Genomic DNA, 14,961 nt, shown 5'->3' on the forward strand with positions numbered 1-14,961 from the left:
ATGAAACTCAATGATCTGAGTCCAGCGCCGGGTTCCCGTCGCGAAAAGCATCGTCCGGGCCGTGGTATCGGTAGCGGTTTGGGTAAGACTGGTGGCCGTGGTCACAAAGGTCAGACCTCCCGCTCCGGTGGCACCATTGCTCCAGGCTTTGAAGGCGGTCAACAGCCGCTGCATCGTCGCCTGCCGAAGTTCGGTTTCGTTTCCCTGAAAGCCATGGATCGCGCAGAAGTGCGTCTGTCCGAGCTGGCTAAAGTGGAAGGCGACATCGTCACCGTGCAGTCCCTGAAAGATGCCAACGTGATCAACGTCAACGTACAGCGTGTGAAAATCATGCTGTCCGGTGAAGTGACTCGCGCTGTCACTATCGGCAAGGGAATCGGCGCCACCAAAGGTGCGCGTGCGGCTATCGAAGCAGCTGGCGGCAAGTTCGAGGAATAAATGGCTAAGCAAGGTGCTCTCTCTGCGCTCGGCAAAGGCGGTATGTCTGAACTCTGGGCTCGTCTGCGTTTTCTGTTCCTGGCGATTATCGTCTACCGAATAGGCGCACACATCCCGGTTCCAGGTATCAACCCGGACCGACTCGCAGACCTGTTTCGACAGAATGAGGGGACCATTCTTAGCTTGTTCAACATGTTCTCCGGCGGCGCGCTGGAACGGATGAGCATCTTTGCACTGGGGATCATGCCGTACATTTCGGCATCGATCATCATGCAACTGATGACCGCCGTCAGCCCGCAGCTGGAGCAGTTGAAGAAGGAAGGTGAAGCTGGCCGTCGCAAGATTAGCCAGTACACCCGCTACGGCACCGTCGTCCTCGCTCTCGTTCAGGCTATTGGCATGTCCATTGGTCTGGCGGGGCAGGGCGTTGCGTTCACTGGTGACTTTGGCTTCCATTTCGTCGCGGTATCCACATTTGTGGCTGGCGCGATGTTCATGATGTGGCTGGGTGAGCAGATTACTGAGCGTGGTGTAGGCAACGGTATCTCGATGTTGATTTTTTCGGGTATCGTCGCCGGTCTTCCGAGAGCAATCGGGCAGTCTTTCGAGTCTGCGCGTCAGGGTGATATCAACATCTTCGCCTTGGTTGCCATCGGTTTGCTGGCAGTAGCGATTATCGGTTTCGTGGTGTTCATTGAGCGTGGTCAGCGTCGTATTGCTGTTCACTACGCCAAGCGTCAGCAGGGCCGCAAGGTTTTTGCAGCGCAGACAAGCCACTTGCCGCTGAAGGTGAACATGGCCGGTGTTATTCCGGCTATTTTCGCGAGCAGCATTTTGCTGTTCCCGGCTTCGTTGGGTGCCTGGTTTGGTCAGTCTGAAGGTATGGGCTGGTTGCAGGACATCTCGCAGTCGATCGCTCCTGGTCAGCCGTTGAATATTCTGCTGTTTAGTGCAGGGATTATTTTCTTCTGCTTCTTCTATACGGCGTTGATGTTCAATCCGAAAGACGTAGCGGAAAACCTGAAGAAGTCCGGTGCCTTTATTCCGGGCATCCGTCCAGGTGAGCAGTCTGCGCGCTACATTGATGGCGTTCTGACTCGCTTGACCATGTTCGGTGCTCTTTACATGACGGCCGTGTGCTTGTTGCCCCAGTTCCTGGTGGTTGCAGCAAACGTTCCGTTCTACCTTGGCGGGACCTCGTTGCTGATCGTGGTCGTGGTTGTGATGGACTTCATGTCCCAAGTACAATCGCACCTCGTTTCGCACCAGTACGAATCCCTGATGAAGAAAGCCAACCTGAAGGGTTACGGCAGCGGCATGTTGCGCTGAGTACCCATAAGGTTCGAGGAGTTGGTGATGAAAGTTCGTGCATCGGTGAAAAAGCTGTGCCGTAACTGCAAGATTATTCGCCGCGAAGGTGTTGTTCGAGTAATTTGCAGCGCGGAACCGCGTCACAAACAGCGCCAAGGCTGAGTGTGATTGTGCTTCAAGCCCGGTAGCTAGTGCGCTACCGGGTTGATTATTTGTTATTACAGCGATATTATCTCGCGCCCTATTTCTTGGCTTCCGGGGCGTAGGTAGCTGTCAATTGGAGTCCCACTGAATGGCCCGTATTGCAGGCGTTAACATTCCAGATAACAAGCATACTGTTATCTCGCTGACCTACATCTATGGTGTTGGTCGCACTACTGCGCAGAAGATCTGTGCAGTGACTGGGGTAAACCCAGCAGCAAAGATCAAAGATCTGAGCGACGAGCAAATTGAACAGCTGCGTGGCGAAGTGGCGAAGTTCACCACTGAAGGTGACCTGCGTCGCGAAATCAACATGAAAATCAAGCGCTTGATGGACCTCGGTTGCTATCGCGGTCTGCGTCATCGTCGTGGTCTGCCAGTACGCGGTCAGCGTACCAAGACCAACGCGCGTACCCGTAAAGGTCCGCGTAAGCCGATCCGCAAGTAATCGCCCCAGCGAATCGACAGGAATTTAATCATGGCAAAACCTGCTGCTCGTCCTCGTAAAAAAGTTAAAAAGACAGTGGTTGATGGCATCGCCCACATCCATGCATCTTTTAACAACACCATCGTGACCATTACCGACCGTCAAGGTAACGCTCTTTCCTGGGCTACCTCCGGTGGTTCGGGTTTCCGCGGTTCCCGCAAGTCCACCCCGTTTGCTGCTCAAGTAGCTGCTGAACGTGCTGGTCAAGCTGCGCTGGAATATGGCCTGAAAAACCTCGACGTTAACGTCAAGGGTCCAGGTCCAGGTCGTGAATCCGCAGTCCGCGCTTTGAACGGCTGTGGCTACAAGATCGCCAGCATCACCGACGTGACGCCAATCCCGCACAACGGGTGCCGTCCGCCGAAGAAGCGCCGCGTGTAATCCAGGAGATTGTAAAGAATGGCTCGTTACATTGGTCCAAAATGCAAACTCGCTCGTCGCGAAGGCACCGATCTCTTTCTGAAGAGCGGCGTGCGCGCGATCGAATCGAAGTGCAACATTGAAGCAGCACCTGGTATCCACGGCCAACGCCGCGGTCGCCAGTCCGATTACGGCACCCAACTGCGTGAAAAGCAGAAGGTCCGTCGTATCTACGGCGTTCTCGAGCGTCAGTTCAGCGGCTACTACAAAGAAGCTGCTGGCAAGAAAGGTGCAACTGGTGAAAACCTGCTGCAACTGCTCGAATGCCGTCTGGACAACGTTGTATACCGTATGGGCTTTGGTTCGACTCGTGCCGAATCCCGTCAGCTGGTATCGCACAAGTCGATCAGCGTTAACGGTCAGACCGTAAACGTTCCGTCGTATCAGGTTCGTGCTGGTGACGTGGTTGCAGTTCGCGAGAAAGCAAAAAACCAACTTCGCATTGTCCAAGCTCTCGATCTGTGTGCCCAACGTGGCCGCGTAGAATGGGTAGAAGTAGACACTGAGAAGAAGTCGGGCGTTTTCAAGAACGTTCCTGCTCGCAGTGATCTGTCCGCCGACATCAACGAAAGCCTGATTGTCGAGCTCTACTCCAAGTAAGGGCTAGAAAATAGGTGCATCCATGCAGATTTCGGTAAATGAGTTCCTGACACCCCGCCATATTGATGTGCAGGTTGTCAGTCCAACCCGCGCCAAGATCACTCTCGAGCCTCTCGAGCGTGGTTTTGGCCACACCCTGGGCAACGCGCTGCGACGCATCCTGTTGTCCTCAATGCCCGGCTGCGCAGTAGTCGAGGCCGAGATTGACGGTGTGCTCCACGAGTACAGCGCCATCGAAGGTGTACAGGAAGACGTAATTGAAATCCTGTTGAACCTTAAAGGTCTGGCCATCAAGCTGCACGGTCGTGACGAAGTTACGCTGACCTTGTCGAAGAAGGGTTCGGGGGTGGTTACCGCTGCCGATATTCAGCTGGATCATGATGTCGAGATCGTTAATCCCGATCACGTAATCGCTAACCTGGCGTCTAACGGCGCCCTGAACATGAAGCTCACCGTAGCTCGTGGTCGTGGTTATGAACCAGCCGACTCGCGTCAGAGCGATGAAGACGAAAGCCGCAGCATCGGTCGCTTGCAGCTCGACTCTTCGTTCAGCCCGGTTCGCCGTATCGCATACGTGGTGGAAAACGCCCGTGTCGAGCAGCGTACCAACCTGGACAAGCTGGTTATTGATCTGGAAACCAACGGTACTCTGGATCCTGAAGAGGCTATTCGCCGCGCTGCAACCATCCTGCAACAGCAGTTGGCTGCGTTCGTCGATCTCAAAGGTGACAGTGAGCCAGTGGTTGTCGAGCAGGAAGACGAGATCGATCCGATCCTGCTTCGCCCGGTTGACGATCTGGAACTGACTGTACGTTCGGCTAACTGCCTTAAGGCGGAAAACATCTACTACATCGGTGACCTGATTCAGCGTACCGAAGTAGAGCTGTTGAAGACTCCGAACCTGGGCAAGAAATCCTTGACTGAAATCAAGGACGTTCTGGCCTCCCGCGGTCTGTCCCTCGGCATGCGCCTCGACAACTGGCCGCCTGCAAGTCTTAAGAAGGACGACAAGGCGACTGCCTGATCGTCGTAATCACCGAACGTAGTGTTTGGTAAGGAATGAACCATGCGTCATCGTAAAAGTGGTCGTCACCTGAGCCGCACCAGCTCGCACCGCAAGGCCATGTTTCAAAACATGGCGGTGTCGCTGTTCGAGCACGAGCTGATCAAAACTACTCTGCCAAAAGCCAAAGAACTGCGCCGCGTTGCCGAGCCGCTGATCACTCTGGCTAAGACAGACAGCCTGGCTAACCGCCGTCTGGCTTTCGACCGTACTCGTTCGAAAGCTATCGTTGGTAAGCTCTTCAACGACCTGGGCAAGCGTTATGCTACCCGTGAGGGTGGCTACCTGCGCATCCTCAAGTGCGGTTTCCGCGCTGGCGACAACGCGCCTATGGCGTACGTCGAGTTGGTTGATCGTGCTACTGCTGGCGAAGCTGTATCCGCCGAGTAAGACGTCAGTCTGAAACAAAGAACCGGGCCTAGTGCCCGGTTTTTTGTGTCTGCAAGAAAATGCGCTGTTCGTACAAGCTTCCGACACCTTCTGTTGTCACTATGTGCTGAGAAACATAATTAGTAATTATCTATCGATGTCTACAAGTTAATGAATTTGTGGCTGTCACTTGGATGATCAATACTTCCCAGCAAGCCGATTAGCCGGCAGTTTCAAGACTGACAGAGGAAGAAGACCGTATGAGCCAGATCAAAACGCTTACGACCGCCAGTGGCGCACCTGTCGCTGATAACCAGAATTCTCGCTCCGCCGGCCCTCGTGGCCCGTTGCTGCTCGATGACTTTCATCTGATCGAGAAGCTTGCTCACTTCAACCGTGAAAACATCCCTGAGCGTCGTGTACACGCTAAAGGCTCGGGTGCTTACGGTACTTTCACTGTCACTCAGGACATCACCCAATACACCAGCGCCAAGCTGTTTGAATCGGTCGGCAAGCAGACCCCGACGTTCCTGCGTTTCTCCACTGTGGGGGGCGAGCGCGGTTCCGCTGACACCGAACGTGATCCGCGTGGCTTCGCACTGAAGTTCTATACCGAAGAAGGCAACTGGGACATCGTCGGCAACAACACGCCGGTGTTCTTCATCCGTGATCCGCTGAAATTCCCGGACTTCATCCATACACAGAAACGCCTCCCACAGAGCAATCTGAAAAGTGCGCAAATGATGTGGGATTTCTGGTCGCATTCGCCTGAAGCATTACACCAGGTGACCATTCTGTTCTCTGATCGCGGCATCCCGGACGGCTACCGTCACATGCACGGCTTCGGCAGTCACACTTACAGCCTGATCAGTGCTCAAGGCGAGCGTCATTGGGTCAAGTGGCACTACAAGACCAAGCAAGGGATCAAGAATCTCGCGCCAGCAGACGCAGCACGCCTGGCGGGCACTGATCCTGATTACGCACAACGCGATCTTTTCGAAGCCATTGAGCGCGGGGACTTCCCAAAATGGCGCGTGTGCATCCAGATCATGACCGAAGCTCAAGCGGCGGCGCATTATGAGAACCCGTTCGATGTGACCAAAACCTGGTCGCAGAAAGAGTTTCCGCTGATCGAAGTCGGTGAGCTTGAACTGAACCGTAATCCGCTCAATTACTTCGCCGAGGTCGAGCAAGCGGCATTTGGTCCGAGCAACATGGTGCCGGGTGTCGGTCTGTCGCCAGATCGCATGCTTCAGGGCCGTGTATTCGCTTACGCCGATGCGCACCGCTACCGTGTCGGTACCAATCACCAGCAACTGCCGGTCAACGCACCACGCAGCCCGGTGAATACCTACCAGCGCGATGGCTCGATGGCGTTCGGCAGCAATGGTGGTTCGGCGCCTAACTACGAGCCGAACAGCTACATCGAATCGCCGAAGCAAGCGCCGCATTACGCTGAGCCGGCATTGGCCCTGAGTGGTGCAGCGGATCGTTACGATCACCGTGAGGATACTGATTACTACAGCCATGCCGGCGCGCTGTTCCGTCTGATGAGCGACGATCAAAAAGCGCTGCTGGTGAGCAACATCGCTGGTGCGATGGGCGGTGTTTCCAGTGATGTCGTCGATCGCCAGTTGCAGCATTTCTACAAAGCCGATCCGGCGTATGGAGAAGCAATCGCGAAGCTGCTCAACGTACAGCTTAACGAAGTCTAAACGAGAAGCAGAACCGCCCTCATTTGGGCGGTTTTTGCGTTATTTAGGCTGCTTTTCTAAGAATATCTTCGCTTTTATTGCGCTAAGTGAGTGACCTTCCAGTCATGTTGGTTCAAACTACAGACTTTCAAGCAGGGAGATGTAGGGCGATGCAAGGCCACCCAGACGTAATCGATTACCTCAACACGTTGCTGACCGGCGAACTGGCCGCGCGTGACCAATATTTCGTTCATTCGCGGATGTATGAGGACTGGGGGTTCACCAAGCTCTACGAGCGAATCAACCATGAAATGGAAGAAGAGGCCGGTCACGCTGATGCGTTGATGCGCCGCATTCTGATGCTTGAAGGCACGCCACGCATGCGTCCGGACGATCTGGATGTCGGCACTACCGTGCCGGAGATGCTCGAAGCGGATCTGCGCCTCGAATACAAAGTTCGCGCCGCGCTGTGCAAAGGCATTGAGTTGTGCGAACTGCACAAAGACTACGTCAGCCGTGAGATCTTGCGGGTTCAACTCAACGACACTGAAGAAGATCACACCTACTGGCTGGAAAAGCAGTTGGGCCTGATCAAGCTGATCGGTCTCGAGAACTACCTGCAATCTCATACCTGATTGCCGTAGATACAAAAAAGCCCCTGTCACTGATGAAGTGACAGGGGCTTTTTCATGGTCAGCGTTTAAGCCCGATCGCGGATCAGTAACGGCTTGAGGTAATGGCCGGTGTGAGATTGCTTCATCTCGGCCACTTGCTCTGGCGTGCCGGTGGCAATGATCTGCCCACCTTTGGAGCCGCCCTCCGGTCCGAGATCCACCAGCCAGTCGGCCGTTTTGATCACGTCGAGGTTGTGCTCGATCACCACAACGGTGTTGCCGTGATCGCGCAGGCGGTGCAGCACATCGAGCAATTGCTGGATATCGGCGAAGTGCAAACCGGTGGTCGGCTCATCGAGGATGTACAGGGTCTTGCCGGTGTCGCGTTTGGACAGCTCGCGAGACAGCTTGACTCGCTGCGCTTCACCGCCGGACAGAGTCGTGGCCGACTGCCCGAGCTTGATGTACGACAGGCCGACATCCATAAGCGTTTGCAGCTTGCGCGCCAGCGCCGGCACTGCATCAAAGAACACCCGGGCTTCCTCGATGGTCATCTCGAGGGTTTCGTGGATGCTCTTGCCCTTGTATTTGATCTCAAGGGTTTCGCGGTTGTAGCGCTTGCTCTTGCACACGTCGCACGGCACGTAGATGTCCGGCAGGAAGTGCATTTCCACTTTGATCAAGCCATCGCCCTGGCATGCTTCGCAGCGTCCACCCTTGACATTGAACGAGAAACGCCCCGGGCCGTAACCACGGGAGCGTGACTCAGGCACGCCAGCGAACAACTCACGGATCGGTGTGAACAGGCCGGTGTAAGTCGCCGGGTTGGATCGCGGGGTTCGGCCAATCGGGCTCTGGTCGATATCGACGACTTTGTCGAGATGCTCCAGACCTTTGATGCTGTCGTGTGCCGCAGCTTCCAGCGTAGTTGCGCCATTGAGGGCAGTGGCGCTCAGCGGGAACAGCGTGTTGTTGATCAGCGTCGACTTGCCCGAGCCGGACACGCCAGTCACGCAAGTGAGCAAGCCAATCGGAATCTCGAGGTCGACGTTGCGCAAGTTGTTACCGCGCGCGCCCTTGAGGGCCAGAACCTGCTTCTTGTTACGCGGCGTGCGTTTGGCCGGCACTTCGATCTTCACCCGGCCCGACAGGTATTTGCCGGTGAGGGAGTCCGGGTGCGCCATGACTTCGGCGGGCGTACCTTCGGCAACGATCTGACCACCATGCACACCGGCGCCCGGTCCGATATCCACGACATAGTCAGCCAGACGAATTGCATCTTCGTCATGCTCGACCACGATCACCGTGTTGCCGATGTCGCGCAGATGTTTGAGCGTGCCGAGCAGTCGGTCGTTATCGCGCTGATGCAGACCAATGGACGGTTCGTCGAGGATGTACAGAACGCCTACCAGGCCGGCGCCGATCTGGCTGGCCAGACGAATCCGTTGTGCCTCACCCCCGGACAACGTGTCAGCACTACGATCCAGCGACAGATAATCAAGCCCGACGTTGACCAGGAACTGCAGACGCTCGCGGATTTCCTTGAGGATCTTGTCGGCGATCTCGCCGCGACGGCCGGTCATCTTCAGCTCGGCGAAGTACTCACAGGCATCGCCGATCGGCAGGTTGGTGACCGCCGGCAGCGTTTTTTCGCCCACCCAAACGTGCCGTGCTTCACGACGCAGGCGAGTGCCGCGGCAATCCGGGCAGGATTGGGTGCTGAGGAACTTGGCCAGTTCTTCACGCACGCTCGCCGATTCGGTTTCGCGGTAGCGGCGCTCAAGGTTGGGCACAATGCCTTCGAACGGATGCGAGCGTTTGACGATATCGCCACGGTCGTTCAGGTATTTGAAGTCGACGTTCTGCGAGCCGCTGCCGTGCAGGATGAATTTCTGCTGATCGGCCGGCAGTTCGTTGAACGGCACCTCCAGACTGAAGCCGTAGTGAGAGGCCAGTGAGCCGAGCATCTGGAAGTAATAAACGTTGCGCCTGTCCCAGCCGCGAATCGCACCTTCGGCCAGCGTCAGGTCACCATTGACCAGTCGTTTGATATCGAAGAACTGTTTAACGCCCAGGCCATCGCAAGTCGGGCAGGCGCCGGCCGGGTTGTTGAAGGAGAACAGCTTCGGTTCCAGCTCGCTGATCGCATGACCGCAGATCGGGCAGGCGAAACGCGCGGAGAAGATCATTTCTTCGCCCAGCTCGTCGTCCATCGGTGCCACCAGGGCGATACCGTCGGCCAGTTTCAGTGCGGTCTCGAAGGACTCGGCCAGACGTTGCTGCAGATCGGCGCGAACCTTGAAGCGGTCGACGATCACATCAATCGAATGCTTCTTCTGTTTATCCAGTTTCGGCAATTCGTCGAGCTCGCAGATCCGGCCGTTGACCCGGGCGCGAACAAAGCCCTGCGCACGCAGCTCTTCAAACACCGACAGATGCTCGCCTTTACGCTCGCGAATCACCGGGGCGAGCAGCATCAGTTTGCTGCCTTCAGGCTGCGCCAGCACCAGATCGACCATTTGGCTGACAGTCTGTGCTTCCAGCGGAATGTCGTGATCCGGGCAGCGCGGCGTACCGACGCGTGCATAGAGCAAGCGCAGGTAATCGTAGATTTCGGTGATGGTGCCGACCGTGGAGCGCGGGTTGTGCGAGGTCGACTTCTGTTCGATGGAGATTGCCGGTGACAGCCCTTCGATGGTGTCGACATCGGGTTTTTCCATCATCGACAGGAACTGCCGGGCATAGGCCGACAGCGATTCGACATAGCGGCGCTGGCCTTCGGCGTACAGCGTGTCGAACGCCAGGGACGACTTGCCGGATCCGGACAAGCCGGTGATGACGATCAGTTTGTCCCGTGGCAGGGTCAGGTCGATGTTCTTCAGGTTGTGGGTACGGGCCCCACGTATCAGGATCTTGTCCAAAGTGGCCTCGCTCGGCGGGCGTCGAAAACGTAGGAGTATACGGGCAAATACTGGATGGATGCACACTATCAAGCACAGCGTTTTTTGCGCTGCATGAAGAGAGTTTCATCTATGCGTGGCAAAGCGTCGCGATATACCCCGTCTTTCGATGGGACTGGTAGAATCGCCGCCGGTTCACACGAGGTTTTTCCATGCACGATCCCCACAGCGAACGCATGAGTGGCAGCGAGACCCGCGCGGCGAGCGGTCTGGCCCTGGTGTTCGCCTTCCGTATGCTGGGCATGTTCATGGTGTTGCCGGTACTGGCGACCTATGGGATGGATCTGGCGGGCGCGACCCCGGCCCTGATCGGGTTGGCCATTGGTGCTTACGGCCTGACCCAGGCGATTTTTCAGATTCCGTTCGGGATCATTTCCGACCGCATCGGACGTCGCCCGGTAATTTATCTGGGGCTGATCGTCTTCGCCCTCGGCAGTGTGCTGGCCTCGCAGGCCGATTCGATCTGGGGCGTGATCGCCGGCCGGATCCTGCAGGGCGCCGGGGCGATTTCCGCGGCGGTCATGGCGTTGCTCTCCGACCTGACCCGTGAGCAGCACCGCACCAAAGCGATGGCGATGATCGGCATGACCATTGGCCTGTCGTTCGCGGTGGCCATGGTCGTCGGGCCGTTGCTGACCCGTGCATTCGGTTTGTCCGGCCTGTTCCTTGCCACTGGTGGCATGGCGCTGGTGGGTATCCTGATCATCATGTTCATGGTGCCCAAATCCACCGGGCCGTTGCAGCATCGTGAGTCCGGTGTCGCGCGTCAGGCCTTGATGCCGACACTCAAGCATCCGGACCTGCTGCGCCTTGATCTGGGCATCTTTGTGTTACATGCCATGTTGATGTCGAGCTTCGTCGCGTTGCCTCTGGCGCTGGTGGAAAAAGCCGGTTTGCCCAAGGAGCAGCACTGGTGGGTCTATCTCACCGCGCTGCTGATTTCGTTCTTCGCCATGATCCCGTTCATCATCTATGGCGAGAAGAAACGCAAAATGAAACGAGTTTTGCTCGGCGCCGTCATGACGCTGATGCTCACTGAGCTATTCTTCTGGCAGTTCGGTGACAGCTTGCGGGCGCTGGTGATCGGCACGGTGGTATTTTTCACCGCGTTCAATCTGCTGGAAGCCTCATTGCCGTCGCTGATCAGCAAGGTTTCACCGGCGGGCGGGAAGGGCACGGCCATGGGCGTGTATTCCACCAGCCAGTTCCTCGGTTCGGCACTCGGCGGGATTCTCGGCGGCTGGCTGTTTCAGCATGGCGGTCTGTCGGTTGTGTTCCTCGGATGTGCCGGTCTGGCTGCCATCTGGCTGGCCTTTGCTGTTACCATGCGCGAACCTCCCTACGTGACGAGCCTGCGCTTGCCGTTGTCGCCCGAGGCGATCCGCGAAGCGGGTCTGGTCGAGCGCCTCAAGGCCCTCGTGGGGGTAACAGATGCAGTGATAGTTGCTGATGAAGCGGCTGTTTACATCAAACTGGACAAAGAATTAGTGGATCGCGACACCCTCGAACGCCTGGTGAACAACCCGGCCGGGGCTGCTTGCGAAGCCTAGGAGAACGTTATGGCCCGTGGGGTTAACAAAGTCATATTGGTCGGCACTTGCGGCCAGGATCCCGAAGTTCGCTACCTGCCTAACGGTAACGCCGTGACCAACCTGAGTCTGGCCACCAGCGAACAATGGACCGACAAGCAAACCGGTCAGAAGGTCGAGAAGACCGAATGGCACCGTGTGTCGATGTTCGGCAAGGTGGCCGAGATCGCCGGTGAATACTTGCGTAAAGGTTCGCAGGTTTACATCGAAGGCAAGCTGCAGACCCGCGAGTGGGAAAAAGACGGTATCAAGCGTTACACAACTGAAATCGTGGTCGACATGCAAGGCACCATGCAACTGCTCGGCGGCCGTCCACAACAGGGCGACCAACAAGGCGGTGGCAATAACTACCAGCAGTCCGCTCCGGCCGCTCCACGCCAACAGGCTCAGCGTCCGCAGCAGTCGGCTCCGCAACAGCGTTCGGCCCCGGCTCCACAGCAGGCCGCACCGCAACCGGCTCCGGATTTCGACAGCTTCGATGACGATATCCCGTTCTGATACCCGCTTGAGCCGTTGTCTGGCTTGAGTACAAAACCCCCGCATTGCGGGGGTTTTGTCGTTTTGGCGGACTGAAAATGCCTCTGTCATCGACGCCACGTCACGGCGAATGCGTACGTCCCCTGCAAACCGTTGGCATCAAAGTTTCGATGAGGCCCTTGAAGGCGAGGGCAAGCCGTTCCATGATCCGTCCCGACAACGGGCAGGCGTGTTCATTTCACCCGCAACAGATCCTGTCGATCAGGCGCCTGGTCATTCACAACAACAAGAGAATCCGATGAGCAGTATCAAGAATAAGGAAATCGAGTATCTGCGTGGCGCGGCCATCGTCATGACGATTTTCACCCATCTGCCGCAACTGCTGCCGTTCTACGATATGTACATCCTGAAGGTGTTCAGCATCTATTCGCCATGGACCGGGGTGGATCTGTTCTTCTGCATTTCGGGTTATGTCGTCAGCAAGGCTTACCTTGATTACTTCGACAAAAACCGTGAGCAGAACCGGTTCGGCCTTGCCGCCACGTCCTTCTGGATCAGACGGGCCTATCGTCTTCTGCCGACAGCCTGGCTGTGGGTGCTGATACCGTTGGCGTTTTCCATATTTTTCAACCAGTCCAACGCCTTTCAGTCCTGGTTCGACAATCTGCGCAGTTTTACCGCGGTCGCCACCTTCACCGGCAACCTGGCGAATCTGCACGGCACGCTTCTGGGGCCTAACTCGGTGTACTGGAGCCTGGCGCTGGAAGAGCAGTTCTACTTCATCTTTCCGTTGTTTCTGCTGTTGGTCACGTCGACGCGCTGGCGTCTGATCATCTTGCTGGCGCTGATTGCCTTGCAGTTCGGCTTTGACCGTAACGGCTTTGGCGCGCCGCCTGCGCCCCTGCTGTTCTCGTTCCGTATGGACGCCATGATGTGGGGGATCGTGCTCTGCCTGTTCTCGCGCACCTCGCTGTACAGGGAGATTGAACCGGTCGCCCTCGGCGGCAGCCTCCTCAAGCGCTTGGGGGTTACGCTGTTTCTGCTGTACATGCTGGGCGCTATCTCGGGCCAAATGATCAATGTGCCAATCGCATTTGGTCTGGTGGCGGTGACTACGGCGATCACGGTGTGGCTGGCCAGTTACCAGAAGGGTTACATCTATTGCCCGGCGCTGTTGCGTGGGCTGTTCGAATGGCTGGGCTCACGTTCCTACGCGTTGTACGTCGTGCACATCTTCGCGTATCACCTGAGCACCGAAATCTGGACGCGCGTCGCGGCTTCCAGTGGTACGACGCTGGGCCCGGGCTACACCCTTGAACTCGTGTTCACGTCTTTGTTGATCATGCTGGTGTGCAGCGAATTGAACTATCGGTTTGTCGAAACACCGTTGCGTCGTCGGGGGGCGGAGATCTCCCGTCGCCGAATGGCCGGGGTCGCCTCAGCGGAACCCGCCAGGCAAGAAGTCCCGGCGCAGGTGCCAACGCGTACAACTGAACTGTCGTAGCCCAGGCAGACACAAAAAAGCCGTAGCGCCTCAACGCTACGGCTTTTTCATGCGCGCATTTGTTGCGCCTGGATGATCAGTCGAGGATCAGATGCGGCAGAAACCGGCTCGAATCCTTGGTGATCAAACTGTTGTCTTCGCGTACGCCAATCCCCGCCGCCTGATCGCCAATCACCCAGGAGCCGATCAGCGTGTAGCTGTCATCGAACTTCGGCAGCGGCGCAAACTCCTGCAGGATGAACGGCGCATCGGTGTAAGGCCCGTCTTCTTTGACGATCAGCCCGTCAGCGGTTTGCAGCTCGATGTTGGCGCCTTCCCGGGAAAAGTACGGTTTGCGCACCCAGCCCTTGGGCACGGCGCTGGCCGGGTTCGGATCGAGGTGCGCTGCGAGCAGATTCGGATGACCCTTGTGCAGCTCCCAGAGCAACGGAAGCGCGCCTTTGTTTGACAGGATCGCCTTCCACGGCGGTTCAAAAAACTGCGTGTCGCAGTCGGCAATCGCCGCGCCGAACGGTTCGTGGAAGATGAACTCCCAGGCGTGCAACTTGAACAGGTGCGGGATCCAGCGATCCTCAAGGTCGACAAAGCGCCCGGCAGCCGTCAGGCCAATGTCTTCGATGTCGATGTGCCGCGATTCGATGCCGACCGTTTCCGCGATCAGTCGCAGGTAGTCCGTGGTGCCTTTGTCTTCAACCGAGTCTTTCATCGACGCGAAATAGAACGGCCGCTTCAGTTGCAACTCGGCGAAGGCCTGATGCAGCTTGGTGTCGATACTGTTGAACTGGTCGGCATGGCGGGGCAGTGTGCCGCGCTCGATGCACTGCTCCAGCCAGCCCCACTGGAACGCCGCCGCTTCGTAAAGGCTGGTCGGGGTGTCGTAGTTGAGCTCCAGCAGTTTTGCCGGGCCGTTGCCGCTGTAGGAAAAGTCCATGCGTCCGTACAGATGCGGATGACCTTCCAGCCAGGAAGTGCGGATCATGTCGTAGTACGACGCCGGAATGCTCAGGCGATCCAGCAGCTCCTCGCTGTGCACGACGCGATCGACCAGGTCCATGCACATCTCGTGCAGTTCGGTCGTCGGATCCTCCAGGTCGTTTTCGATCTGCGCGAGCGTGAACTGGTAGTAAGCGCGCTCGTCCCAATAGGGCTCGTCGTCGATGGTATGGAACATGAAGCCGAGGCTCTCGGCGGTCTGTTTCCAGTCCGGGCGCTCGGCGCAGTGGATCTTTTTCAT

At 57.0% G+C, this 14,961-nt stretch carries 15 protein-coding genes; 13 read left to right on the forward strand and 2 right to left on the reverse strand.

The window, feature by feature from the left end; genetic code table 11:
- The 10 genes from rplO (at position 1) to bfr (ending at position 7,218) form a co-directional block, all read left to right on the forward strand.
- Positions 1 to 438: a 50S ribosomal protein L15 gene (rplO, locus tag JFT86_RS10085; RefSeq protein WP_003228720.1), complete on the forward strand. Its 438-nt coding sequence runs from the start codon at positions 1 to 3 to the stop codon at positions 436 to 438.
- Positions 439 to 1,767, forward strand: coding sequence for a preprotein translocase subunit SecY (gene secY, locus JFT86_RS10090; protein WP_003228718.1), 1,329 nt, complete (start codon positions 439 to 441; stop codon positions 1,765 to 1,767). It abuts the gene before it with no gap.
- 27 nt (positions 1,768 to 1,794) lie between these two features.
- Positions 1,795 to 1,911 (forward strand): 50S ribosomal protein L36, encoded by a 117-nt coding sequence (gene rpmJ / locus JFT86_RS10095; protein ID WP_002555468.1) that lies wholly within the window; start codon positions 1,795 to 1,797, stop codon positions 1,909 to 1,911.
- 130 nt (positions 1,912 to 2,041) lie between these two features.
- On the forward strand, positions 2,042 to 2,398 hold the full coding sequence (gene rpsM, locus JFT86_RS10100; protein WP_003186020.1) for a 30S ribosomal protein S13: 357 nt from the start codon (positions 2,042 to 2,044) through the stop codon (positions 2,396 to 2,398).
- A gap of 30 nt (positions 2,399 to 2,428) precedes the next feature.
- The gene (gene rpsK, locus JFT86_RS10105; protein ID WP_002555466.1) at positions 2,429 to 2,818 is read left to right on the forward strand and encodes a 30S ribosomal protein S11; all 390 of its coding nucleotides are present in this window, start codon (positions 2,429 to 2,431) and stop codon (positions 2,816 to 2,818) included.
- Between the two features lie 18 nt (positions 2,819 to 2,836).
- The gene (gene rpsD, locus JFT86_RS10110) at positions 2,837 to 3,457 is read left to right on the forward strand and encodes a 30S ribosomal protein S4 (protein WP_003176404.1); all 621 of its coding nucleotides are present in this window, start codon (positions 2,837 to 2,839) and stop codon (positions 3,455 to 3,457) included.
- Between the two features lie 22 nt (positions 3,458 to 3,479).
- On the forward strand, positions 3,480 to 4,481 hold the full coding sequence (gene rpoA / locus JFT86_RS10115) for a DNA-directed RNA polymerase subunit alpha (protein ID WP_003186012.1): 1,002 nt from the start codon (positions 3,480 to 3,482) through the stop codon (positions 4,479 to 4,481).
- Between the two features lie 42 nt (positions 4,482 to 4,523).
- Positions 4,524 to 4,910 carry a 50S ribosomal protein L17 gene (gene rplQ, locus JFT86_RS10120; RefSeq protein WP_003176402.1) on the forward strand — a complete coding sequence of 129 codons (387 nt, stop codon included), beginning with the start codon at positions 4,524 to 4,526 and terminating at the stop codon, positions 4,908 to 4,910.
- A 239-nt stretch (positions 4,911 to 5,149) separates the two neighbouring features.
- Positions 5,150 to 6,604 carry a catalase gene (locus JFT86_RS10125; RefSeq protein WP_201236604.1) on the forward strand — a complete coding sequence of 485 codons (1,455 nt, stop codon included), beginning with the start codon at positions 5,150 to 5,152 and terminating at the stop codon, positions 6,602 to 6,604.
- A 149-nt stretch (positions 6,605 to 6,753) separates the two neighbouring features.
- Positions 6,754 to 7,218, forward strand: a complete 465-nt coding sequence (gene bfr, locus JFT86_RS10130; protein ID WP_103303763.1) for a bacterioferritin — start codon at positions 6,754 to 6,756, stop codon at positions 7,216 to 7,218.
- Between the two features lie 65 nt (positions 7,219 to 7,283).
- Here the strand turns inward: bfr and uvrA are convergent, their stop codons facing one another.
- Positions 7,284 to 10,118: an excinuclease ABC subunit UvrA gene (gene uvrA, locus JFT86_RS10135; protein ID WP_201236605.1), complete on the reverse strand. Its 2,835-nt coding sequence runs from the start codon at positions 10,116 to 10,118 to the stop codon at positions 7,284 to 7,286.
- A gap of 191 nt (positions 10,119 to 10,309) precedes the next feature.
- On the opposite strand from uvrA, the gene JFT86_RS10140 reads away from it, so the two are divergent.
- The 3 genes from JFT86_RS10140 (at position 10,310) to JFT86_RS10150 (ending at position 13,727) form a co-directional block, all read left to right on the forward strand.
- Positions 10,310 to 11,707 carry an MFS transporter gene (locus tag JFT86_RS10140; RefSeq protein ID WP_201236606.1) on the forward strand — a complete coding sequence of 466 codons (1,398 nt, stop codon included), beginning with the start codon at positions 10,310 to 10,312 and terminating at the stop codon, positions 11,705 to 11,707.
- Between the two features lie 9 nt (positions 11,708 to 11,716).
- Entirely contained in the window at positions 11,717 to 12,244 is a 528-nt protein-coding gene (locus tag JFT86_RS10145) for a single-stranded DNA-binding protein (RefSeq protein ID WP_201236607.1), read from the forward strand.
- A 277-nt stretch (positions 12,245 to 12,521) separates the two neighbouring features.
- The gene (locus JFT86_RS10150; RefSeq protein ID WP_201231474.1) at positions 12,522 to 13,727 is read left to right on the forward strand and encodes an acyltransferase; all 1,206 of its coding nucleotides are present in this window, start codon (positions 12,522 to 12,524) and stop codon (positions 13,725 to 13,727) included.
- 76 nt (positions 13,728 to 13,803) lie between these two features.
- Here the strand turns inward: JFT86_RS10150 and JFT86_RS10155 are convergent, their stop codons facing one another.
- Positions 13,804 to 14,961 (reverse strand): glutathionylspermidine synthase family protein, encoded by a 1,158-nt coding sequence (locus JFT86_RS10155; protein ID WP_201236608.1) that lies wholly within the window; start codon positions 14,959 to 14,961, stop codon positions 13,804 to 13,806.

Origin of the sequence: Pseudomonas sp. TH06, from assembly GCF_016651305.1 — a bacterium.
Taxonomy (GTDB): domain Bacteria; phylum Pseudomonadota; class Gammaproteobacteria; order Pseudomonadales; family Pseudomonadaceae; genus Aquipseudomonas.

What these genes read in the sequence shown, in the direction of transcription:
- JFT86_RS10150 (WP_201231474.1), top strand. Translation starts at nt 12,522, where the DNA reads ATGAGCAGTATCAAGAATAAGGAAATCGAGTATCTGCGTGGCGCGGCC.
- rpsM (WP_003186020.1), top strand. Translation starts at nt 2,042, where the DNA reads ATGGCCCGTATTGCAGGCGTTAACATTCCAGATAACAAGCATACTGTT.
- rpsK (WP_002555466.1), top strand. Translation starts at nt 2,429, where the DNA reads ATGGCAAAACCTGCTGCTCGTCCTCGTAAAAAAGTTAAAAAGACAGTG.
- rplQ (WP_003176402.1), top strand. Translation starts at nt 4,524, where the DNA reads ATGCGTCATCGTAAAAGTGGTCGTCACCTGAGCCGCACCAGCTCGCAC.
- JFT86_RS10145 (WP_201236607.1), top strand. Translation starts at nt 11,717, where the DNA reads ATGGCCCGTGGGGTTAACAAAGTCATATTGGTCGGCACTTGCGGCCAG.
- rpmJ (WP_002555468.1), top strand. Translation starts at nt 1,795, where the DNA reads ATGAAAGTTCGTGCATCGGTGAAAAAGCTGTGCCGTAACTGCAAGATT.
- rplO (WP_003228720.1), top strand. Translation starts at nt 1, where the DNA reads ATGAAACTCAATGATCTGAGTCCAGCGCCGGGTTCCCGTCGCGAAAAG.
- rpsD (WP_003176404.1), top strand. Translation starts at nt 2,837, where the DNA reads ATGGCTCGTTACATTGGTCCAAAATGCAAACTCGCTCGTCGCGAAGGC.
- secY (WP_003228718.1), top strand. Translation starts at nt 439, where the DNA reads ATGGCTAAGCAAGGTGCTCTCTCTGCGCTCGGCAAAGGCGGTATGTCT.
- bfr (WP_103303763.1), top strand. Translation starts at nt 6,754, where the DNA reads ATGCAAGGCCACCCAGACGTAATCGATTACCTCAACACGTTGCTGACC.
- JFT86_RS10155 (WP_201236608.1), bottom strand. Translation starts at nt 14,961, where the DNA reads ATGAAAAAGATCCACTGCGCCGAGCGCCCGGACTGGAAACAGACCGCC.
- JFT86_RS10125 (WP_201236604.1), top strand. Translation starts at nt 5,150, where the DNA reads ATGAGCCAGATCAAAACGCTTACGACCGCCAGTGGCGCACCTGTCGCT.
- rpoA (WP_003186012.1), top strand. Translation starts at nt 3,480, where the DNA reads ATGCAGATTTCGGTAAATGAGTTCCTGACACCCCGCCATATTGATGTG.
- JFT86_RS10140 (WP_201236606.1), top strand. Translation starts at nt 10,310, where the DNA reads ATGCACGATCCCCACAGCGAACGCATGAGTGGCAGCGAGACCCGCGCG.